Source organism: Rhizobium sp. WSM1328 (assembly GCF_057653715.1).
In genome coordinates this window covers 3,498,778-3,520,453 of record NZ_CM172788.1, presented here as the reverse complement: position 1 = coordinate 3,520,453, position 21,676 = coordinate 3,498,778, and the positions used below count along the sequence as shown (strand labels likewise).

General features: G+C 61.2%; 17 protein-coding genes and 1 tRNA gene. 13 read left to right on the top strand and 5 right to left on the bottom strand.

The genetic code is table 11. The features are described from left to right. The first annotated feature begins 15 nt into the window (after positions 1 to 15). From tolB to serA, 10 genes are all read left to right on the top strand, one after another. A complete protein-coding gene (gene tolB / locus AC2444_RS17665) occupies positions 16 to 1,323 on the top strand; it encodes a Tol-Pal system beta propeller repeat protein TolB (protein ID WP_012758850.1) in 1,308 nt (435 codons plus the stop codon). A 152-nt stretch (positions 1,324 to 1,475) separates the two neighbouring features. Continuing rightward, on the top strand, positions 1,476 to 2,009 hold the full coding sequence (gene pal / locus AC2444_RS17660; RefSeq protein WP_012758849.1) for a peptidoglycan-associated lipoprotein Pal: 534 nt from the start codon (positions 1,476 to 1,478) through the stop codon (positions 2,007 to 2,009). A gap of 163 nt (positions 2,010 to 2,172) precedes the next feature. Continuing rightward, positions 2,173 to 3,159 (top strand): tol-pal system protein YbgF, encoded by a 987-nt coding sequence (gene ybgF, locus AC2444_RS17655; RefSeq protein WP_012758848.1) that lies wholly within the window; start codon positions 2,173 to 2,175, stop codon positions 3,157 to 3,159. Between the two features lie 11 nt (positions 3,160 to 3,170). After that, a complete protein-coding gene (gene tilS, locus AC2444_RS17650) occupies positions 3,171 to 4,646 on the top strand; it encodes a tRNA lysidine(34) synthetase TilS (RefSeq protein ID WP_012758847.1) in 1,476 nt (491 codons plus the stop codon). A 96-nt stretch (positions 4,647 to 4,742) separates the two neighbouring features. After that, a complete protein-coding gene (gene ftsH, locus AC2444_RS17645; RefSeq protein WP_041935570.1) occupies positions 4,743 to 6,674 on the top strand; it encodes an ATP-dependent zinc metalloprotease FtsH in 1,932 nt (643 codons plus the stop codon). A 241-nt stretch (positions 6,675 to 6,915) separates the two neighbouring features. Beyond that, entirely contained in the window at positions 6,916 to 8,268 is a 1,353-nt protein-coding gene (gene glmM / locus AC2444_RS17640; RefSeq protein WP_003542705.1) for a phosphoglucosamine mutase, read from the top strand. A 306-nt stretch (positions 8,269 to 8,574) separates the two neighbouring features. Then, positions 8,575 to 8,814, top strand: a complete 240-nt coding sequence (locus AC2444_RS17635; RefSeq protein WP_012758845.1) for a hypothetical protein — start codon at positions 8,575 to 8,577, stop codon at positions 8,812 to 8,814. A gap of 293 nt (positions 8,815 to 9,107) precedes the next feature. Beyond that, positions 9,108 to 9,944: an outer membrane protein gene (locus AC2444_RS17630; protein ID WP_012758844.1), complete on the top strand. Its 837-nt coding sequence runs from the start codon at positions 9,108 to 9,110 to the stop codon at positions 9,942 to 9,944. Between the two features lie 188 nt (positions 9,945 to 10,132). Next, complete coding sequence (locus tag AC2444_RS17625; RefSeq protein ID WP_012758843.1) at positions 10,133 to 11,311, top strand: phosphoserine transaminase; 1,179 nt, start codon at positions 10,133 to 10,135, stop codon at positions 11,309 to 11,311. Positions 11,312 to 11,395: 84 nt separating this feature from the next. Further along, positions 11,396 to 12,991: a phosphoglycerate dehydrogenase gene (gene serA / locus AC2444_RS17620; RefSeq protein WP_012758842.1), complete on the top strand. Its 1,596-nt coding sequence runs from the start codon at positions 11,396 to 11,398 to the stop codon at positions 12,989 to 12,991. Between the two features lie 90 nt (positions 12,992 to 13,081). Here serA and AC2444_RS17615 read toward each other — a convergent pair whose 3' ends face one another. Further along, on the bottom strand, positions 13,082 to 13,348 hold the full coding sequence (locus AC2444_RS17615; RefSeq protein ID WP_011653392.1) for a hypothetical protein: 267 nt from the start codon (positions 13,346 to 13,348) through the stop codon (positions 13,082 to 13,084). Positions 13,349 to 13,512: 164 nt separating this feature from the next. Here AC2444_RS17615 and AC2444_RS17610 point away from each other — a divergent pair, with 164 nt between their 5' ends. The 3 genes from AC2444_RS17610 (at position 13,513) to AC2444_RS17600 (ending at position 17,527) form a co-directional block, all read left to right on the top strand. Next, positions 13,513 to 15,666, top strand: coding sequence for a putative bifunctional diguanylate cyclase/phosphodiesterase (locus tag AC2444_RS17610; protein ID WP_012758841.1), 2,154 nt, complete (start codon positions 13,513 to 13,515; stop codon positions 15,664 to 15,666). A 448-nt stretch (positions 15,667 to 16,114) separates the two neighbouring features. Then, on the top strand, positions 16,115 to 17,314 hold the full coding sequence (mnmA, locus tag AC2444_RS17605; RefSeq protein WP_041935691.1) for a tRNA 2-thiouridine(34) synthase MnmA: 1,200 nt from the start codon (positions 16,115 to 16,117) through the stop codon (positions 17,312 to 17,314). A gap of 136 nt (positions 17,315 to 17,450) precedes the next feature. Next, positions 17,451 to 17,527 (top strand) — tRNA-Met (locus tag AC2444_RS17600). Positions 17,528 to 17,975: 448 nt separating this feature from the next. Here the strand turns inward: AC2444_RS17600 and AC2444_RS17595 are convergent. The 4 genes from AC2444_RS17595 to AC2444_RS17580 all read right to left on the bottom strand — a co-directional run bounded on the left by AC2444_RS17595 (position 17,976) and on the right by AC2444_RS17580 (position 21,676). Further along, positions 17,976 to 18,806, bottom strand: coding sequence for a VCBS domain-containing protein (locus AC2444_RS17595; RefSeq protein ID WP_012758837.1), 831 nt, complete (start codon positions 18,804 to 18,806; stop codon positions 17,976 to 17,978). A 407-nt stretch (positions 18,807 to 19,213) separates the two neighbouring features. Beyond that, positions 19,214 to 19,930, bottom strand: a complete 717-nt coding sequence (locus tag AC2444_RS17590; protein WP_012758836.1) for an ABC transporter ATP-binding protein — start codon at positions 19,928 to 19,930, stop codon at positions 19,214 to 19,216. After that, the gene (locus AC2444_RS17585) at positions 19,911 to 20,675 is read right to left on the bottom strand and encodes an ABC transporter ATP-binding protein (protein WP_012758835.1); all 765 of its coding nucleotides are present in this window, start codon (positions 20,673 to 20,675) and stop codon (positions 19,911 to 19,913) included. The genes AC2444_RS17590 and AC2444_RS17585 overlap by 20 nt, the downstream gene beginning before the upstream one ends. Continuing rightward, entirely contained in the window at positions 20,675 to 21,676 is a 1,002-nt protein-coding gene (locus AC2444_RS17580) for a branched-chain amino acid ABC transporter permease (RefSeq protein WP_012758834.1), read from the bottom strand. Before AC2444_RS17580 ends, AC2444_RS17585 begins: the two co-directional genes overlap by 1 nt.

Here is a 21,676-nt window from a genome sequence, read left to right as displayed (position 1 = left end):
GAAAGGCTGTTTGGTATGACAAAGTGTTCCTTTTTCCGCGCCATTTTGGTTGCAGTGGGTCTGATGACCGCTGCCGTCTTTGCAACGCCGGCCAACGCGCTGGTCACCCTCGACATCCGAAAAGGCAATGTCCAGCCGATGCCGATTGCGGTGACTGACTTCCAGGGCGACATGGGGGCGCAGGTCTCGCAAGTCATCGCCGCCGACTTGCAGCGGTCCGGTCTCTTCGCACCCATCAACAAAACCGCCTTCATCGAGAAGATTTCTAATCCCGACGCTTCGCCGCGCTTCGAGGACTGGAAGGTCATCAACGCACAGGCGCTGGTTACCGGCCGGGTTACCAAGGAAGCGGATGGCCGTCTTCGCGCCGAATTCCGGCTGTGGGACCCGTTCGCCGGGCAGCAGATGACCGGTCAGCAGTTCTATACGCAGCCGGAGAACTGGCGCCGTGTGGCTCACATCATCGCCGATGCGATCTACAAGCAGATCACTGGTGAGGAAGGTTATTTCGACACCCGTGTCGTCTTCGTCTCCGAATCCGGCACCAAGCAGCAGCGCAAGCGCCAGCTGGCGATCATGGATCAGGATGGCTTCAACGTGCGGATGCTGACGGATGGCAGCGATCTCGTGCTGACGCCGCGCTTCTCGCCGAGCCGGCAGGAAGTCACTTACATGTCCTTTGCCAACCAGCAGCCGCGGGTCTATCTGCTTCAGCTGGAAACCGGGCAGCGCGAGGTCGTCGGCAATTTCCCCGGCATGACATTCTCGCCGCGCTTTTCGCCTGATGGTCAAAAGGTGATCATGAGCCTGCAGCAGGATGCCAATTCCAACATCTATACGATGGACCTGCGCTCGCGCACGACGACGCGGTTGACCTCGACGGCGGCGATCGACACGTCGCCCTCCTATTCGCCTGACGGCGCACGCGTCAGCTTCGAAAGCGACCGCGGCGGAAAGCCGCAGATCTACGTGATGAATGCCGATGGCTCGGGCCAGACCCGTATTTCCTTCGGCGACGGCTCTTATTCGACGCCGGTCTGGTCGCCGCGCGGCGATCTCATCGCCTTCACCAAACAGGCTGGCGGCAAGTTCTCGATCGGCGTAATGAAGCCGGATGGGTCCGGCGAGCGCATCCTGACGACCGGCTTCCATAATGAGGGCCCGACCTGGGCGCCGAACGGCCGTGTGCTGATGTTCTTCCGCCAGGCGGCGGGGTCGGGCGGTCCGCAGCTCTATTCGATCGATCTGACCGGTTACAACGAGCAGCTCGTGAAGACGCCGACCTACGGCTCCGACCCCGCCTGGTCGCCGCTTATGGAGTAGGCGATGCGCTGCTGCCTTCTTGTCGCCCCAAAGTCATGAAACCGAGCGGCCAAGGGACAAAGTAGCAAATTGTTAACCATAATCTTTGAGGGGCGGTTAACCGAGTGCGGTTACTGTCCGGAAACCCTGATGAAATCGCAAGGAGACCGGCCATGAGCCGAATTCATACCCCGGCAATGAGCCGCATGCAGAATTTCGCCCGCAACCCCGTCATGATCGCGCTTATCGCCGGCCTCGCGCTCGCAAGCTGCGCCAAGAAGCCGCCGAACAGCGCCGGCGACCTCGGCCTCGGCAGCGGTGCTGGCGGCGCTGCAACGCCGGGCTCGGCCCAGGACTTCACGGTCAATGTCGGCGACCGCATCTTCTTCGATACCGACTCCTCGTCGATCCGCGCCGATGCCTCGCAGACGCTCGACCGTCAGGCCCAGTGGCTCGGCCGCTACCCGAATTACCAGATCACCGTCGAAGGCCATGCCGACGAACGCGGCACGCGCGAATACAATCTCGCGCTCGGCGCCCGCCGTGCGGCTGCCGCCAAGGACTATCTCGCTTCGCGCGGCGTCCCGGCGCAGCGCCTGAAGACGATTTCCTACGGCAAGGAACGTCCGGTCGCCGTCTGCGACGATATTTCCTGCTGGTCGCAGAACCGCCGCGCGGTTACCGTGCTTGGCGGCGCCGGCATGTAATTGCCGAGCAACAATTCGCTTTTTCGAAAGGCGGTCCCGCGTGGGGCCGCCTTTTCTTTTTGACCACACTTTGGCCAGACTCCGTTGCTTTTTGAAAGCAATTGGAAAAATCTCCTGTTCGTGCCATCGAGGTGCGAAGAATCACTGGGACAGGACGATACATATGAAGAAATTTGTCGTGGCAGGCATGCTCTGCCTCGCGGCTGTGACCGGAAGCGAACGGGTGGCCTATTCGGCCTCCTTCTTCGGGCTACATCTCGGCGGCCGATCCGCGGAAAACCAGGCGGCGGCGCCCGTCATCAAGGTGCAGAGCGGCGATGCAGAGGTCCGCGTGCAGCAGCTCGAAGAGCAGTTGCGGCAGCTGAACGGCCGGATCGAAGAGATGAGCTTTCAGCTTCTGCAGATGCAGGAGACGATCCGCAAGCAGCAGGAAGACAATGAATTCCGCTTCCAGCAGCTCGAAAAGACCGGTGCCGGCGGCGGCGCCAAGGCCCCTGTCAAGAAGAGCGAGACCGATGCCGCTCCGGCAGCCTCCGGCGGCGACGATATCGCCAAGGTGATCCAAGCACCGCAGGGAGCCGAAACGGCTCCCTCCACCAGCGTGCCTGAGAATAGCGGTCTTGGCCAGCCGCCGAAGGAGCTCGGCTCGATCGATTTCGATCAGAACGGCAATCCGATCGGCGGAAGTGTCGACGAAAATGCCACGATCGGTTCCGGGCCGATCCCCGATGCCAACACCAAAACGCCGCAGCAGACCGCCTCGCTCGGCAGCGAGGCCGACCAGTACAAGGCCGCTTATGGCCACGTGCTATCCGGTGATTACAGCACGGCCGAGCAGGAATTCACGCAGTACATCACCCACTACCCGAGCAGCGCGCGGGCAGCGGACGCCAATTTCTGGCTCGGCGAAGCGCTCTATTCGCAGGGCAAGTACAATGAGGCGGCCAAGACCTTCCTCAATGCGCATCAGAAATACGGCACATCGGAAAAGGCGCCGGAAATGCTGTTGAAGCTCGGCATGTCGCTTGCCGCCCTCGACAATACCGAGACGGCCTGCGCGACGCTGCGCGAAGTGTCGAAGCGTTATCCGAAGGCCTCTCGCGCCGTCATAAGCAAGGTTGCGAGCGAACAGAAGCGCCTCGCCTGCTAAGGTCTTCCGGAATGTCTCCGGAAGCCGCATCGCCTCAACTGGCGATCCTCCAGTTTCTCACGTCGCTTCAAAGCCCCGCGCGCATTCTCGTCGCGATATCAGGCGGCAGCGATTCCACCGGCCTGCTTCTCCTCCTCGATGAAGCCGTGAAGGCCGCGCCCCATCTCAAGATTTCCCTTTACGCTGCAACCGTCGATCATGCGTTGCGCGCCGGTTCCGCAGACGAGGCGCGCGAAGTCGCAGCCCTCTGTGCATCGCTCGGTATTGCCCACACCATCATGATCTGGCAGGGCGACAAGCCGAAAACCGGCATCATGGCTGCGGCCCGCGAGGCACGTTATGGCTTGCTTGCCACCGCCGCCAAAGAGTTCAAAGCCGATCTCATCGTCACGGGGCATACGTTCGACGATCAGCGCGAAACGCTGCAGATGCGTGGGATGCGAACAGAGCAGGTTTCGACCGGTATTGCGGATGCGGTGCTCTTTGACCGGAGTTTCTGGATTTTACGGCCGCTTCTTTTTTCCACCCGGGCAGATATCCGCGCTTTCCTGAAAGAGCGGGGCGTGCCGTGGATCGACGATCCCAGCAACGAGGATACGACGTACGAGCGCGTGCGGATGCGCCGGCAGCTTTCGGTCGATGCAGGTGTCGAGAGGACTATCCAAGCGGCCTGCGAAGAGCGACCGGCTCTATCGTCAAAAGGAGCCGAATGGCTGGATCGTCATTTCCGGCTTCACGGCGGCCTGCTCGGGCAGGTGATGCCTGACGGGTTGAGGCAGGATCGGGCAGTTCTCAATTATGCACTCGGCCGTCTGGCAGCTGTTTTCGGTGGGCAGCCGTTTGCGCCGGGGAGGGTGCAAATGGAGCGTGTCCTCGCATTTGTCACCGGCAGTGAGCCCGGACGGATGACCGCTGGCAGGGTGGTGTTCGATCTCAGGCGTGACGGGCTTTATCTGGCGCGCGAGAGCCGGGGGATATTGCCTTTGCTATTGCAGCCGGGAGAGGCTGGGGTTTGGGACGGAAGGTTTTATGCGCGCAATGGTTTGTCCACATCGATAGCGGTCGAGGCCGCCACTCTATACGCCCCCTCATTCCTGTCCTCGGACTTGACCCGAGAGTTGTCAGAGGAATCCAGCGCGCCCAAGTCCTTGGGCGCGAACGACACTTCACGTTTTATTGAGTCAATCACCGCGCAGACGCGCGGTGGCTGGATTCCTGTGACAAGCACAGGAATGAGAGGGCGTATGCATCACCTTCCCAAGGCGGCATGGAAGCGCGCCGTCGCCTCCGCGCCAGTTTTATCTGCCGAAGGAAACCTTTTAACTGAGGAATGCGCCCGCATGGTCGAACTAACACCCTATTTCGCACCCTTCGACCGCTTTTTGACACGATTTGACTTCATCTTTGCCAACAGGCTTTCGGCGGTTTTCGCGACGGCGCCCTATGCGAGGCTGCCTTTAAGAAGTATTGACGGAAAAACCATCTGACCTGGGGTGTTGCCTTGGCAATCGCACGGCGCAACCCTATGTTAGATACGAATAAGACGGTCGCCATGAGGCGGCCGTTCCATGCTGGGGAGTTCAATGAACCCTAACTTACGTAATTTCGCCTTGTGGGCGATCATAGCGCTTCTGCTGATCGCCCTTTTCAGTATGTTTCAGACGGCGCCGGCGCAGACGGGCTCCCGCGAAATCCCTTATTCGCAGTTTCTGCGTGAGGTCGATGCGGGCCGCGTGAAGGATGTCGTGGTCACGGGCAACCGTCTCTCCGGAAGCTATGTTGAAAATGGCACCACCTTTCAGACCTATTCGCCTGTGATCGACGACAGTCTGCTCGATCGCCTGCAGTCGAAGAACGTCCTGGTTTCCGCCCGTCCTGAAACGGACGGCTCTTCGGGTTTCCTCAGCTATCTCGGCACGCTTTTGCCGATGCTTCTGATTCTCGGCGTCTGGCTGTTCTTCATGCGGCAGATGCAGGGCGGCTCACGCGGGGCGATGGGCTTCGGCAAGTCCAAGGCCAAGCTGCTCACCGAAGCGCATGGCCGCGTGACTTTCGAAGACGTTGCCGGTGTCGACGAGGCCAAGCAGGATCTCGAGGAAATCGTCGAATTCCTGCGTGATCCGCAGAAGTTCCAGCGTCTCGGTGGCAAGATCCCGCGCGGCGTGCTGCTCGTCGGTCCTCCGGGCACCGGCAAGACGCTGCTCGCCCGCTCGGTCGCCGGCGAAGCCAACGTGCCCTTCTTCACCATTTCGGGCTCCGACTTTGTCGAAATGTTCGTCGGCGTCGGCGCAAGCCGGGTGCGCGATATGTTCGAGCAGGCGAAGAAGAACGCGCCCTGCATCATCTTCATCGACGAAATCGATGCCGTCGGCCGCCATCGCGGCGCCGGTCTCGGCGGCGGCAATGACGAACGCGAGCAGACGCTGAACCAGTTGCTGGTCGAAATGGACGGCTTCGAGGCGAATGAAGGCGTGATCCTGATCGCCGCTACCAACCGTCCCGACGTTCTCGACCCGGCGCTGCTGCGTCCCGGCCGTTTCGACCGTCAGGTCGTGGTGCCGAACCCCGACATCGTCGGCCGCGAACGCATTCTCAAGGTGCATGCCCGCAACGTTCCGCTGGCGCCGAATGTCGATCTCAAGATCCTCGCCCGCGGTACGCCCGGTTTCTCCGGCGCCGACCTGATGAACCTCGTCAACGAAGCCGCCCTCATGGCGGCCCGCCGCAACAAGCGCGTCGTCACCATGCAGGAATTCGAGGACGCCAAGGACAAGATCATGATGGGCGCCGAGCGCCGTTCCTCGGCGATGACCGAGGCGGAAAAGAAGCTCACCGCTTACCATGAGGCCGGACACGCCATGACCGCGCTCAATGTGGCCGTCGCCGATCCGCTGCACAAGGCGACGATCATTCCGCGCGGCCGTGCGCTCGGCATGGTCATGCAGCTTCCCGAGGGCGACCGCTACTCGATGAGCTACAAGTGGATGGTCTCACGCCTCTGCATCATGATGGGCGGCCGCGTTGCCGAAGAGCTCACCTTCGGCAAGGAAAACATCACTTCGGGTGCCTCTTCCGACATCGAACAGGCCACGAAGCTTGCCCGCGCCATGGTCACGCAGTGGGGCTTTTCCGATCAGCTCGGTCAGGTCGCCTATGGCGAGAACCAGCAGGAAGTCTTCCTCGGCCACTCGGTTTCGCAGTCGAAGAATGTTTCGGAAGCAACCGCGCAGAAGATCGACAATGAAGTGCGCCGCCTGATCGACGAAGCCTATACGCAGGCCCGCACGATCCTGACGGAAAAGCACGACGAATTCGTCGCGCTTGCCGAAGGTCTGCTCGAATACGAGACACTGACCGGCGAAGAGATCAAGGCGCTGATCCGCGGCGAAAAGCCTTCCCGCGATCTCGGTGATGATTCGCCGCCAAGCCGCGGCTCAGCCGTTCCGAAGGCCGGCGCACGGCCTGCCACCAAGGGTGACGAGCCCGAAGGCGGCCTCGAACCGCAGCCGCATTGAACAGCGGCACTACCTTGAACAAGGCCGGATTTCCGAAGTGGGAGATCCGGCCTTTTCCATTGGTAACGGGATATAATCATTTTTCTTGCTAATTTACGTGCCGTTCGCCGCATTTTGTGGCATTCCGCTGAATTGAGGCAAGCATGAATCACGCTGCTGGATTGACGACATTCCACTGAAGCCGGATTCGCTTGGAACGGTGCGCTGCCTTGAATGGCGCGCGGAAAGCACAGGAGTGCAGATGAAAAGACGCTATTTCGGTACGGACGGCATTCGCGGCCAATCCAACGTCTTCCCGATGACGCCGGATCTCGCCATGCGGGTCGGCATTGCCGCCGGCACGATCTTCCGCCGCGGCAACCACCGCCACCGCGTCGTCATCGGCAAGGATACGCGCCTTTCCGGCTATATGCTGGAGAACGCCATGGTCGCCGGCTTCACGGCCGCAGGCCTCGATGCCTTTATTCTCGGCCCGATCCCGACACCAGCTGTTGCCATGCTGACACGCTCGCTGCGTGCCGATCTCGGCGTGATGATCTCCGCTTCGCACAATCCTTACGAGGATAACGGCATCAAGCTCTTCGGCCCTGACGGCTACAAGCTTTCAGACGACATCGAGGCCGAGATCGAGGATCTGCTCGAAAAGGACCTGAACGCGCAGCTTGCCAAATCCGACGATATCGGCCGCGCCAAGCGCGTCGACGGCGTGCATGACCGCTATATAGAACATGCCAAGCGCACGCTGCCGCGCGACGTGACGCTGCAGGGCCTGAGGATCGCCATCGATTGCGCCAATGGGGCTGCCTACAAGGTGGCACCGGCCGTGCTCTGGGAGCTCGGCGCCGAGGTCGTCACCATCGGCAACGAGCCGAACGGCACCAACATCAATCTCAATTGCGGTTCCACCAGCCCCGTCGCGTTGCAGAAGAAGGTCGACGAGGTGCGCGCCGATATCGGCATCGCCCTCGATGGCGATGCGGACCGCGTCATCATCGTCGACGAGAACGGCTCGATCGTCGACGGCGACCAGCTGATGGCCGTCATCGCCGAGAGCTGGGCCGAGAGCCAGCAGCTGCGCGGCAATGGTATCGTTGCGACCGTCATGTCCAATCTCGGCCTCGAGCGTTTCCTCGATGACAAGGGTCTCGGCCTTGCCCGGACTAAGGTCGGTGACCGCTACGTCGTCGAGCATATGCGCCAGCACAACTACAATGTCGGCGGCGAGCAGTCCGGCCACATCGTGCTTTCGGATTACGGCACGACCGGCGACGGTCTTGTCGCGGCGCTGCAGATCCTGGCCGCGGTCAAGCGCACCGGAAGAACTGTCAGCGAGGTCTGCCGCCGCTTCGAGCCGGTGCCGCAGCTGCTGCGCAATGTCCGCATCAGCGGTGGAAAGCCGCTGGAGGATATCCAGGTGCAGAAGGCGATCGCCGACGCCGAAGCTGAACTCGCCAGGAACGGCCGCCTCGTCATCCGCCCCTCGGGCACCGAGCCGCTGATCCGCGTCATGGCCGAGGGTGACGACCGAGCCCAGATCGAGCGCATCGTCAACGAACTGATCGGCACGATCTCGAACGTCCGGACCGCCGCCTGATTTTTTCGGGACGAAACGTCAAAAGCCGGTACGCAAGTGCCGGCTTTTCGTTATTGGCGCCTTCGGTTAGAAGATCCACTCCGGATCGACTTCCCGCCGGAACCGTTTCCGCCGTTTCGAAGACAAGAGGTCAGTGACTTGCCAGCTTGGCTTCCGGTAGGGAGCGAGCCTCGGCAGCCGCAGCATCTCGGCGCGCAGTGAGCACTGAGACGGCATCCACGGAAATTTGCCGATGCCTCGGTGACAGCGCTGTCAACCTCCACACGCGGATGCTACACGGCGGCGTTTGCATTCAAAGGAAATATCATGAAAAAATTGGTGCGCCTGCTGCTGACGATCGCTCTCGCATCCGTCGTCTTTACCGGTTTCCGCTGGTATCGCTACATTACGAATACCGACAGCCCTTACGATGAAGTCGGCATCACGCTCAACAATGCCATGCCAGGCCCGATCAATGCCTGGGGCTGCGCCAAGCTCAAAACGACCTTTGGCACTTCCTTGCCACCGTACGGCTGCGCCGCCGAAAACGCGACGCAATGGAAGTAACGGCAGGATTCGCCGAGTGAAGCCGACCGACTTGATGGCGAAGGAAACCGACTTGGCGATTTGACGGGGCGGGGTTGTTGGCGTTGCGGCTGGCGGTCTTCGGCAATTCCGGGGCTGCCAGCCTTTGGCCGAGCTTCACTATATCGAGGAACTTGCCGCCAATCTCTCTCTTAACGTTTCTTCCTATTTATAGTTAAGCAGCTTTTAACGTTTCCAATTCATTATCCATACGAAGCGTACCAGATTGGCGGCGATTGAGCCTGCCGACGCAACGAGATTTTGGAGTGGGATCCATGAAAAGAAGCTTGTCCGGCATCTTCGCCGCATTGTTGATCGCGACAAACGCCTATTCCGCGGACCTCGCCCCTGCCGAGCCTATCCCGGAGCAGCCGCCTGAGGTGACGGTCACCGAAGCGACCGGCTGGTACCTGCGCGGCGATGTCGGCTATGCCTTCACCGATCTGCGCGGCGCCCGCTATTTCCAGGGCAGCAACGCCACGGAAGTCGATTTCGACGACGCCGACCTGGACGACGCATGGACAGTCGGCGGCGGTGTCGGTTATCAGATCAACAGCTATCTGCGCACCGATCTGACCTTCGACTATCTTACCCAGGCGGATTTCAAGGGCTCGACAGTCGGGCAGTGCGGCTTCCCGCTGGTGGATTGCACCTCGAGCGACCGCTCCTCGCTGACCGCCTATACGCTGCTCGCCAACGCCTATGTCGATCTCGGCACCTACGGCTACGTCACGCCTTATGTCGGCGCCGGTATCGGCGGTTCCTACGTCAAGTGGAAGAACCTGCGCAACGTCGCCTGCGCCGATGACGGCAGCTTCTGCGACGACCAGGTCACCCATGGCGGCAAGGGCAACTGGCGCTTCACTTACGCCCTGATGGCCGGCGCCTCAATCGACGTGACCTGCAACATCAAGGCCGATGTCGGCTACCGCTACCTGCATATCGATGGCGGCAACATGTTCGGCTATGCCGAAAATGGCGGCCCGGGCCGCGACAAGGGTCTCACCGCCCACGAAGCCCGAGTCGGCGCCCGCTATCTCTTCGGCGGCTGCGCCCAGGCGAGCTACGAACCGCCGCCGGAAATCCCGCTGCAGCAGCCGATCTACAAGTAAGTCCGATCTCACTTACATCAGAAGCCGCCCTCCACAGGGCGGCTTTTCGTATTGCGGCCCTACCGCCCTGCGTCAAAATATGTTCCCCCCGCGACACTTCGATCTTGACTATGACGCGCCGGATCCATACACACGGCGGCGGGACACCCTTCCCCAACGAAGGGCTTTCTATCTGAGAGGATAGCATCATGGCGAAGACCGCAAAGCCGGACATCCGTCCGCACAATACCCATTTTTCTTCTGGCCCCTGCTCGAAGCGCCCCGGTTGGTCGCTCGAAGCCCTTTCCGACGCGGCCCTTGGCCGTTCGCACCGCGCGAAGGTCGGCAAGGCCAAGCTCAAGCAGGCCATCGACCTTACCCGTGAAATTCTCGAAGTGCCGGCGGATTACCGAATCGGCATCGTTCCGGCATCCGACACCGGCGCCGTCGAAATGGCGCTCTGGTCGCTGCTCGGCGAACGCGGCGTCGATATGCTCGCCTGGGAAAGCTTCGGCGCCGGCTGGGTCACCGATGTCGTCAAGCAGCTGAAGCTCAAGGATGTGCGCAAGCTCGAAGCCGGTTACGGCGAGCTTCCCGATCTCTCCGCCGTCGATTTCGACCGTGATGTCGTCTTCACCTGGAACGGCACCACCTCGGGCGTGCGCGTGCCGAACGCCGATTTCATCCCTGATAACCGCAAGGGCCTGACGATCTGCGACGCCACCTCGGCCGCTTTCGCACAGGAACTCGATTTCGCCAAGCTCGACGTCGTCACCTTCTCCTGGCAGAAGGTTCTGGGCGGCGAGGGTGCCCACGGTGTCATCATTCTTTCGCCGCGCGCCGTCGAGCGTCTGGTCACCTACACCCCGGCCTGGCCGCTGCCGAAGATCTTCCGCATGACCTCGGGCGGCAAGCTGACGGAAGGCATCTTCCAGGGCGAGACGATCAACACGCCGTCGATGCTCTGCGTCGAAGACTATATCGATGCGCTTGTCTGGGCCAAGCAACTCGGCGGCCTCAAGGGGCTGATCGCGCGTGCCGATGCCAATGCCAAGGTCATCCACGATTTCGTTGCGGCAAACGACTGGATCGCCAATCTCGCCGTCAAGGCGGAGACGGCCTCCAACACCTCCGTCTGCCTGAAGATCGTCGACAAGGACATCGCAGCGCTTGACGACGACGGCCAGGCGAATTTCGCCAAGGGTCTGGTCGGCCTGCTGGAAAAGGAAGGTGTCGCCTATGACGTCGGCCATTACCGCGACGCGCCATCCGGCCTGCGCATCTGGGCCGGCGCCACGATCGAGGCATCCGACATGCAGAAGCTGATGCCCTGGCTTTCCTGGGCCTTCGAAACGCAGAAGGCGCAGTTGACCCAGGCTGCTGCCTGAGGCGATCGCATCCGGCTCCGCCACAGGGCGGAGCCCAGCATTCCCGATTTTATTCATCGCTGAACACTTTTGAAGGAGGCCCTCATGGCACCTCGCGTTCTCGTATCCGACGAATTGTCGGAAACCGCCGTCCAGATTTTTCGCGACCGCGGCGTCGAAGTCGATTTCGAACCGCAGCTCGGCAAGGACAAAGACCGTCTGCTCGAAGTCATCGGCAAGTATGATGGCCTGGCCATCCGCTCCGCCACCAAGGTGACGGAAAAGATCATCGAGGGGGCGACGAACCTCAAGGTCGTCGGCCGTGCCGGCATAGGCGTCGACAATGTCGATATCCCGGCCGCCTCGCGCCGCGGCATCATCGTCATGAACACGCCCTTCGGCAACTCGATCACTACGGCCGAACACGCGATCGCGCTGATGTTCGCCGTCGCCCGCCAGCTACCGGCAGCCGATACCTCGACGCAGGCCGGCAAGTGGGAGAAGTCGAAGTTCATGGGTGTCGAGATCACGGGCAAGACGCTCGGCGTCATCGGCGCCGGCAATATCGGCTCGATCGTCTGCGCCCGCGCCATCGGCCTGAAGATGCACGTCGTCGCCTACGATCCGTTCCTCTCCAAGGAGCGCGCCGAGGAGATGGGCGTCACCAAGGTCGAGCTGGAAGAGCTTTTCGCCCGCGCCGACTTCATCACGCTGCATGTGCCGATGACCGACAAGACGCGGGGCATCCTCAACAAGGAAGCGCTGGCAAAGACCAAGCCCGGCGTGCGCATCATCAACTGCGCCCGCGGCGGCCTGGTCGATGAGGCAGCGCTTGCCGAAGCGATCAAGTCCGGCCATGTCGCGGGTGCCGCCTTCGACGTGTTCGAGGTCGAGCCCGCCAAGGAAAGCCCGCTCTTCGGCCTGCCGAACGTCGTCTGCACGCCGCATCTCGGCGCCTCGACGACCGAGGCGCAGGAGAACGTCGCTTTGCAGGTGGCCGAACAGATGGCGGATTACCTCGTCAATGGTGCGGTTTCCAACGCCATCAACATGCCGTCGATCACGGCTGAGGAAGCGCCGATCCTGAAGCCCTTCATCCGTCTTGCCGACGTTCTCGGCGCCTTCGTCGGCCAAGTCACCGAAGAGCCGATCAAGGAAATCGAAATCCTCTATGACGGCATCACCGCCAACATGAACACCCGGGCGCTGACGAGCGCCGCGCTCGCCGGCCTCATCCGCCCGCAGGTCGCCGACGTCAACATGGTTTCGGCGCCGATCATGATCAAGGAAAAGGGCATCGTGCTTTCCGAGGTCAAGCGCGACAAGACAGGCGTCTTCGACGGCTATATCAAGCTGACGGTGACCACCGAAAGCATGACACGCTCGGTCGCCGGCACGGTGTTTTCGGACGGCAAGCCGCGCTTCATCCAGATCAAGGGTATCAACCTTGATGCCGATGTCGGCTCGCACATGATCTACATCACCAATACCGATGTTCCCGGCATGATCGGCTTCATCGGCACGACGCTTGGTGCTGCCGGCGTCAACATCGCCAACTTCCAGCTCGGCCGTGACAAGCAGGGCGGCGACGCCATCGCGCTGCTCTATGTCGATGGTAAGGTTGATGACGCCGTGCTTGCTGAGTTGACCGCCCACCAGGCGGTTCGCCAGGCAAAGCCGCTGACCTTCAATATCGACTGAGTTTCCTTCTCTGGATCTCGATCAAGGAAGAACGAAAAACCCGGCGCGGGAAACGGCGCCGGGTTTTTTCCGTGTCAGGAACCAATGAATTTAATGGTGCCGTCGTTTCCGGCGGAGGATTTTGCCGAAACGGGCGACATCGTCTTCAGCCTTCGTGCGGTGAAGGAAGGCGAGCCTGCTGCCGTCGAGACCCTGGAAGAATTCGTCCCAGGAAATCTCTTCCTGCGTTTCAGAGGAAAAATCGACGCGGACGGTTTCGCTGTCCGGTGCGTTCTTGATCCGGGCGGGATGGCCGCCGCGCTCCTCGATCCAGTGTCTGATCCTGCTGTAATCCGTCGTCGTGCCGAACCTGCCCATGAAACCCTCCTCAGCAATTCGATTGCGACTTCGATGCCCAAGAACGTACGATCGAGCGAATTGTTCCATGGTGCCTCAAATATTTTATCGAGGACCGAGATCGCGATGGCAAACCGCCGCTTTTGCACATTCTGAAGGCGAAAGCCTAAAGTTTAACCCTGAGTATGATTCTGATTTTATTCAACTTTTCCCAGTATATCCCTGTCATCGGCATCAACCGCACGCGAATTTCCATGGCCCCCTTGCAGAAGACCGAGCAGACCGAAGCACCGAATGACGACTTCCGGTCATTGTTTGCAACGCATCCGTCGCCGATGTGGGTCTATGATCCGGTATCGCTGCGCTTTCTCATCGTCAACGAAGCGGCGGCAGCACTTTACGGCTATGGCGCGGACGAGTACCGGCGCATGACGGTTCTGGATATCCGCCCTGAGCATGAGCGGGAACGGATGAGTGACGCCGTCAGCGGCCGTACCGACATGGAAAAGGCGGAACGCTGGGTTCACCTCAAGGCAAGCGGCGAGACCTTCGAAGTGCTGACCTATGGCCGAGAAGTGCGTTTCGAGGGCCGGGCCGCAATCCTGGCGATCGTGCAGGATCGCAGCGAGGTCAACGCCGCCAGACGCCAGATGAGCGATACGCGCTCGCTTCTCGACAGCATCGTCGACAACCTGCCGGTCGGCGTCTTCGTCAAGGACATGGAAGCGGACGGGCTTTACGTTCTCTTCAACGAGGCCTGCGGCGACATCGTCGGCATGAGGGCGGAACACGTGGTCGGCCGAACCGATCGGTCGCTGTTTCCCCCCAGTCAGACAGACGCCTTTCGCGAGCAGGACCGCCGGGCCTTCGAAGCCAATGCGGCGATCAGCTTCGAGGAGACGATGCAGCGCGCCGATGGCGTGCCGCGCATCCTGCGCACCGTCAAACGCGCCCTGCCGACGCCGGAGGGCCATGCGCCGCGTTATCTGCTCGGCATCTCGCAGGACGTGACGGAGGAGCGCGCCGTCGAGGCAAAGCTTGCCCATCTCGCCACGCGTGATCCGCTCACCGGCCTGCCGAACCGGGCGGCATTTTCCGAACATATCAACCAGCGGGCGGTCGAAGCGACCGCCGACAGCGCGATCGCGCTGCTCTATATCGACGTCGATCACTTCAAGCATATCAACGACAGCAAGGGACATGCCGCCGGCGACGCGCTGCTTTGTCAGGTGTCGGAGCGGCTGCTTCAGCTGGCGGGGGAGGGTGATCTCGTCGCCCGCCTCGGCGGCGACGAATTCGCCGTCGTACTGGAGCTCGACGAACCGGAGCGGGCAGGGCGTTTTGCGCAGCGGCTGCTGCAAACTCTTAGCCATGCCTTCGATCTCGACGGTGCCCGGGAGCATGTCACCTGTAGCGTCGGCATTGCCTTGGCGCCCGACCATGCCGGCGACGCGGATGTGCTGATGCGGCATGCGGATCTGGCGCTCTATGCCGCCAAGGAGAGCGGACGCTCGATTTACCGTTTCTACGAGACGGAGATGCGGCTTGCCGCCCAACGCCGGCACGTCATGACCGCCGAGCTGTGGGAAGCGCTGGAGAAGCGCCAGTTCGAGCTGCACTATCAGCCGATCGTGCAGCTCGACAATGACGGCATCGGCGGCTTCGAGGCGTTGATCCGCTGGCGCCATCCCGAGCGCGGGCTGGTGGCGCCGATGGAATTCATTCCGCTCGCCGAGGAAACCGGCCTTATCGTGCCGATCGGCGACTGGGTGATCCGGGAAGCCTGCCGCGCGGCGGGCGGCTGGCCCGTGCATCTGAGGATCGCCGTCAATCTCTCCGTCAGCCAGTTTCGGCATGCGAGCCTGCTTTCGACAGTGGTCGCGGCGCTCGACGAGACGGGTCTCACTGCCGACCGCCTTGAAATCGAAATCACCGAGTCCGTATTCTTGACTGATGCCGACCAAAGCTTGCCGCGGCTCCGCGCATTGAAGGCGCTCGGCGTCCGCATCGCCATCGATGATTTCGGCACCGGTTATTCGTCGCTGAGTTATCTCAGGTCCTTCCCCTTCGACAAGATCAAGCTCGACCGCAGTTTCGTTTCGGGCATCGAGACTGATGCCGGCAATCTCGCCATCGTGCGCGCCGTCGTCGGCATCGGCTCCGGCTTTAACGCGACGACGCTGGCCGAAGGGATCGAGACGGAAGAGCAGTTGCAGAAGCTGCGCGCGGAGGGCTTCAGTGAGGTGCAGGGTTATCTGCTCGGCCGGCCGATGCCGCAGCACGAGGCGGAGGCGCTGATCGACGGCCGTGCGCTGAAGGCCGCTTCGTCTCGCAGATAGAAGCGCTTAAGCGACAGCTGGGAGTGGCGTCCGAGGAAAGGCATGCCGCCGGATGCCATCAAGCATTCGTCATTTTGAGAAAGGCGGGCGAAGCCGCATAATTGTCGTGGGCTGGAAAGGAGGATGTTTTATGAAACGCTTTTCATTCTCGATGATCGGACTGGCGCTCGTAACCGCCATCATCGCCAATCCGGGCATTGCATTCGCCTGCAACAAGCTGATCGGCACCTGAGCCGCACCCCCGCTCGAGGGCGCGGCCTCGGCTGCGCCTTCTCTTCACGCGGGAATGCGAAATATTGCTGCCTGAATGCTGCCCCTTGCGCCCAAGGGCAATCCTTTCTATATCGGTGCCTCATCGAGAGACGGCGGCCGATCCCGCCGGAGATCAGCAATCCGCCGCAATTGCAGCGCAAGGGCGGATCGTGACCGCGCAGAATTGGCACCATCGTTGAACACACTGGATTTTGACAAGAAGCCGGAAGAGACCCGCGTCGTCGTCGCCATGTCGGGCGGCGTCGATTCATCCGTCGTCGCCGGCCTTCTCAAACAGCAGGGTTATGATGTGCTCGGCATTACGCTGCAGCTTTACGATCATGGCGCCGCCGTTCACCGTGCCGGCTCCTGCTGCGCCGGCCAGGATATCGACGATGCGCGCCGCGTCTGTGAAACGCTCGGCATCCCGCATTACGTGCTCGATTACGAAAAGCGTTTCCGCGAGACGGTGATCAACCCCTTCGCCGAAAGCTATGTGGCGGGCGAAACGCCGATCCCTTGCGTTTCCTGCAACCAGACCGTCAAATTCGCCGATCTTCTGGCGACCGCCAAGGAGCTTGGCGCCGATGCGCTGGCGACCGGCCACTATATCCGCTCGGGACGGAATCCTTCGCCGGACAATCCCGGCCGCCGCGCGCTTTTTCGCCCGGCCGATGCCGACCGCGACCAGAGCTATTTCCTCTTTGCCACGACACAGGAACAGATCGATTATCTCCGCTTTCCTCTGGGCGGTCTGCCGAAGGCCGAGACCCGCAGGCTCGCCGAAGAGATGGGCCTCGTCGTTGCCAAGAAGGCCGACAGCCAGGACATCTGCTTCGTGCCGCAGGGCAAATATTCCGACGTCATCACCAAGCTGAAGCCGAATGCGGCGCTTGCCGGTGAGATCGTCCATCTCGATGGCCGCGTGCTCGGTAGCCATGAAGGCATCCTGCACTTTACGATTGGCCAGCGTCGCGGCATCGGCATCGCCACCGGCGAGCCGCTCTACGTCGTCTTTCTCGACGCCCGCTCGCGCCGCGTCATCGTCGGGCCGAAAGAGGCGCTGGAAACGCACCGCGTCTACCTGCGTGATGTCAACTGGCTGGGCGACGAGACGCTTGCGGAAGCCGCCGCCGGCAAGGGCTTTGCCTGCTACGCCAAGGTCCGCTCGACACGGGCGCCGGCGCCCGCCGTCCTGCATATTGATGCAATAGGCACCTATGTCGACCTGACGGTCGGCGAGGCGGGTATCGCGCCCGGCCAGGCCTGCGCGCTTTATTCGGCGCCCGGCGACAACGCCCGCGTCTTCGGCGGCGGTTTCATCGAACGCTCCGAGCGTGAACCTTCGGCGGAAGCCTGCCTGAAGGCCCTTTTGGCCAGCCCCGTCGCCGCCTGAAACCCATAGGTAACGACGGCCGGCAAAGCCCACCGTTTTTCTCGATTCATGCGCTTGACACAAAGCCGAAGCGCACCTTATAAGCCGCTCATCCCACGAACCGGCATCGCTTCGCGAGCGGGTATCGTTGACCAGTGGCGGAGTAGCTCAGTAGGTCAGAGCAGAGGAATCATAATCCTTGTGTCGGGGGTTCAAATCCCTCCTCCGCTACCATCTTCTCATTGCAGAATTGGCGATTTTTCCGGCTCGATTTTGAGCTGGTCCCGACGACCGTGATAGCACATTGGTGGCAGCGCCAAACGTCGCGGCGAGGGGACAAAACCAGTTCGTCCCTGATCTGCGGCATTTCCGCCAACGCCGAGGACAGGCCTATCTGTAGAGCGTCAGGAGCAACAGAGGCATCTTCGTCGCCCAAAGGTGGGATGCGACAGCGATAATAATAGCCCATACGGCGAGCGAGAACATGACCGCCGCTAACCTCATCCCGACTGGCTGCATCATTTCCTCCATCCCAGCATAACCGTGCCTCCTCGCACGATCCAATGCTAGCAAGATCCAGGCCCGTCAGCTATCGCAAGAAATTGGTACCCAGATAGGCGCCGCAGAGCGCAGTCGGTGAAGGCGCACAGATTTCGGTGATGCGGCGCCCTTTCCCCATCCATCAAACGATGAAATGAAAGTTGTCGTATTGCGCGCCGTAATAATCCGGGCCGCTCGTTTCGTTGATGACGGGTTCGGTGTCGAGCACGAGAGAGTCGATTTCGCCGTAGGCGCTGAGATCGATCACTTGCGGGTCATGAATGCTGTCGGCGGTGACGTTGACCGTGACCAAGAATACGGTATCGCCGTCCAGCTTACCTTCGATCGTCAGAACGTTGTCATAGTCCGATGTGCCGTTTGCGACACTGAATTGCTCGATCTGAAAGTTGCCGCCATCGGCGGCTTGGATGGGTGTCCAGAACACGCCTCCTCCCAGATAGTGGTTGCCATCCGCTTCCTCCCGCACAGAAGCGTCGTCACCATCGTACCAGGCGCCCCAATCGAAGCCTTTGTAACCAGTTGGGAAGTCACTTTGGCCAACATCCTCGAAGTTGGCGAACACATCGTCGCGTTCCGGCAGATCTATTGCGATACTGAACGCGCCGACGTCGGTGGCGCCTTTGCCGTCTGATATCTTGAAGGTGAATTTTTCGACCAGCTCATCTCCCGGTCCGAGCGCTGCGACCACCGGGTTGGAGTGATCGAGCGCGTAGGTGTAGCTGCCGTCGGAGTAAACGGTGAGCGTACCATACTCTCCTTCGATCGTCGTGCTTGTGGCCGGGGATCCATTGGCCGGTTGCGGAATGCGCTGTCCATTCACGAAATTGAGGCGTACTGCATCTCCGTCGATATCGGTGGAACTGGTATTTTCGAGGATGTCACCGCTAATCGGGTCGTTGATATCGAAAACAGGCAAGTATACGTCACCTGCGACCGGCTTGTGGTTTGCCATTTCTACCTCCCGTGTGATGTTCAATTCGACTATGCAACCCTATCGGGTATCTGGCAACCGAAATTGATGCAGCGGTAGAGCAATTCCGCCCGTCAATCCAACAGATTTCGATCGGGTACACCTCAAGCATTCAAGTAAAGAAAGCGGCTCGGACGTCGATCCTGTTTATGAACCAGGATTTGCGTCTGGTCTTACGTTGCTGCCGCTTCATCGATCATGGTGTTTCTCGCCTTTTCAGGCGATCCATCAATTCGGCCAGCGGAAAACTTTCGGGCATGATAATAATGACCGCTCAATCATGACGTCGTCATGACGATATACTGCATGAATTGCTCGGCGCGCCAAGAGCAACCTTGAAGACGGAATGGGACCGATCAGCAGAGCCTGAGCTTCTGCCGACCATCCCATCAATGCAGGCCGCCGACCCCGAGCAGGCTTTCGACAGCCTCGTGATCCCTGGTGAGATTTTCCGGCGTTCCGGTCCAGGCCAGTCTGCCGCGTTCGAGAATGACGACTTGATCGGCGAAATCGAGCGCGCTCTGGATGCGCTGCTCGACCAGCAGGATGGTCATGTCTCCCGTCTTGGCGAGGTCGGTGAAGGCCGCCATCAGTTCCTCGCAGATAACGGGTGCCAGGCCCTCCAGCGGTTCGTCGAGCAGCAGGACGGAGGGGCGACCGAGAATGGTGCGAGCCGTGGAGAGCATCTGCTGCTCGCCGCCGGAAAGCTGGCTGCTGAGGTTGCGGCGGCGCTCCTTCAGGCGCGGGAACATCGAATAGGCTTCCTCCAGCGCCGTCTTCGGTCGCGCCTTCAAGCCGACGAAGAGATTTTCTTCGACCGTCAGCGTCGGGAAGACGCAGCGTGCCTGCGGCACATATCCGAGGCCTTTATGCGCGCGTGCAGCGCTCGGTGCCGTCGTGACATCCGAATCGCCGAGGCGGATGCTGCCCTCGTATCGCCTGGTCTGCCCGGCAAGCGTCGCGAGCAGCGTGGTCTTGCCCATGCCATTGCGGCCGAGCACGGCAAGCCGGGCGCCTGCCGGCACGGAGAAGGAAATGCCTTCGAGCACTCTCGTCGGCCCATATCCGGCCGACAGATTCTCGACCTCAAGCGACAGGGCTGGCATTGGCATAGCTCCCGAGATAGGCCTCGCGCACGCGCGCATCCTTGGTGACGTCTTCCGGCAGGCCATCGAAGATGATCGTGCCTGATGCAAGCACGATGACGCGTTTGGCAAAACGGAAGACGAGATCCATGTCGTGTTCGATCATCAGCACAGCGAGATCGGCGGGCAGATCGGCGAGCGCCTGCTCGATGCGGCCGGTATCGCTCTGCGGCACGCCGGCTGCCGGCTCGTCGAGCAACAGCACTTTCGGCTTCAGCGCCAGCGCCACGGCGATCTCGAGAAGTCGCTGCTGGCCATAGGCGATTTCGCTGACCTTGCGATGCATCAGGAAAGCCAGTCCGAGTTTTCCAAGGAGATCATCGACCTCGGCCATGACATCGGGCATGCGCAGGAAATTGCCGAACATGTGCCCGGTCTTTCCATCGCGCTGAAGGACGGCAAGTCCCACATGTTCGGCCGGCGTCATGTCCTGGAAGAGCCGCGTCACCTGAAAGGAGCGGACAAGGCCGCGTCTGACCCTGCCGATCGCATCGACCTTCGTCACCACCTCGCCGCCGAGACGAACCTCGCCGGAATCGGGCGATAGATTGCCGGTCACGAGGTTGACGAAGGTGGTCTTGCCGGCGCCGTTCGGGCCGATCAGCGCGATGCGATCGCCAGGCGACATCGTGAGCGAGACATTATTGGTGACGGCCAGGCCGCCGAAGGCTTTCTTGAGATTGGCGACTTCGAAGACCGGGCTCATCAGCGCTGCTCCCTGCGGCGGCCAACGAAGGCTGCGGCCGTGCCATAGAGACCTTTCGGCGCAAAGAGCACGACGGCGATCAGCAGCGCGCCGACCATGGTCAGCCAATGGAAGGGATTGGCGGCGGAGACATAGTCCTCGAAGAGCATGAAGATGAGAGTGCCGGAAAGTGCTCCGAAGAGAGAACCGGTGCCGCCGAGCACTAGCATGACCAGCGCTTCGGCCGACTGCGTGAAAGACAGGCTGTCGAGGCCGACGACCTGTGTCGAAATCGCGTTCAAGGCGCCGCCGACACCGGCAACGGCGCCGGAGATCGCGTACATCCTGATGAGAGCTGCCTTCGGCGAGGCGCCCATGGCGCGGATGCGCAGCGGGTCCTGCTTGATGGCGCGGCAGAGCATGCCGAAGGGCGAGCGAACCAGGACCCTCAGCAGCACGAAGACGATCAGCAGCAGCGCCATTCCGAAGAAGAAGGCGGTGTGACCGTAGAGATCGAATTCGAAGAGACCGAAGACCGGGTCCGGCGCGATGCCGGAAAGTCCGTCGCTGCCGCCTGTCCATGACGAGGCCTTGTTGGCGAATTCATGGAAGAGGTTGATCAGCGCAATCGACAGCACCAGCTGCGGCAGTCCATGCGCACGCAGGATGATGGCGCCGCAGAGCAACCCGGCAACCGCGCCACCGGCAATGCCGGCCAGCATCATCAACAGCGGGTCATTGATGCCGTAATGCGCCGACAGGATCCCGGCGGCATAGGCGCCGGAGCCGAAAAGTGCTGCATGGCCGAGCGTTGCGACGCCGCAATAACCGGTCACGAGATCGAGAGACAGGACGAGCAGCGCGATCGTGATCATCCGGGTCAAAAGTGCGAGATTATCGGGGAAGGCGAAATAGCCGATCGCGGCAACGGCTAAGATGACCGCTATTCCGATAAGATCGCGGCCGATAAACCCGCGCCGATGCTGGAAACCTTCGTTTTCGTTGTTCATGACAAGCGCCAT

Bases quoted from the DNA above. Each gene is read 5' to 3' on its own strand.
- tolB (WP_012758850.1), top strand. From the start codon at position 16: ATGACAAAGTGTTCCTTTTTCCGCGCCATTTTGGTTGCAGTGGGTCTG.
- pal (WP_012758849.1), top strand. From the start codon at position 1,476: ATGAGCCGAATTCATACCCCGGCAATGAGCCGCATGCAGAATTTCGCC.
- ybgF (WP_012758848.1), top strand. From the start codon at position 2,173: ATGAAGAAATTTGTCGTGGCAGGCATGCTCTGCCTCGCGGCTGTGACC.
- tilS (WP_012758847.1), top strand. From the start codon at position 3,171: ATGTCTCCGGAAGCCGCATCGCCTCAACTGGCGATCCTCCAGTTTCTC.
- ftsH (WP_041935570.1), top strand. From the start codon at position 4,743: ATGAACCCTAACTTACGTAATTTCGCCTTGTGGGCGATCATAGCGCTT.
- glmM (WP_003542705.1), top strand. From the start codon at position 6,916: ATGAAAAGACGCTATTTCGGTACGGACGGCATTCGCGGCCAATCCAAC.
- AC2444_RS17635 (WP_012758845.1), top strand. From the start codon at position 8,575: ATGAAAAAATTGGTGCGCCTGCTGCTGACGATCGCTCTCGCATCCGTC.
- AC2444_RS17630 (WP_012758844.1), top strand. From the start codon at position 9,108: ATGAAAAGAAGCTTGTCCGGCATCTTCGCCGCATTGTTGATCGCGACA.
- AC2444_RS17625 (WP_012758843.1), top strand. From the start codon at position 10,133: ATGGCGAAGACCGCAAAGCCGGACATCCGTCCGCACAATACCCATTTT.
- serA (WP_012758842.1), top strand. From the start codon at position 11,396: ATGGCACCTCGCGTTCTCGTATCCGACGAATTGTCGGAAACCGCCGTC.
- AC2444_RS17615 (WP_011653392.1), bottom strand. From the start codon at position 13,348: ATGGGCAGGTTCGGCACGACGACGGATTACAGCAGGATCAGACACTGG.
- AC2444_RS17610 (WP_012758841.1), top strand. From the start codon at position 13,513: ATGATTCTGATTTTATTCAACTTTTCCCAGTATATCCCTGTCATCGGC.
- AC2444_RS17595 (WP_012758837.1), bottom strand. From the start codon at position 18,806: ATGGCAAACCACAAGCCGGTCGCAGGTGACGTATACTTGCCTGTTTTC.
- AC2444_RS17590 (WP_012758836.1), bottom strand. From the start codon at position 19,930: ATGCCAGCCCTGTCGCTTGAGGTCGAGAATCTGTCGGCCGGATATGGG.
- AC2444_RS17585 (WP_012758835.1), bottom strand. From the start codon at position 20,675: ATGAGCCCGGTCTTCGAAGTCGCCAATCTCAAGAAAGCCTTCGGCGGC.
- AC2444_RS17580 (WP_012758834.1), bottom strand. From the start codon at position 21,676: ATGGCGCTTGTCATGAACAACGAAAACGAAGGTTTCCAGCATCGGCGC.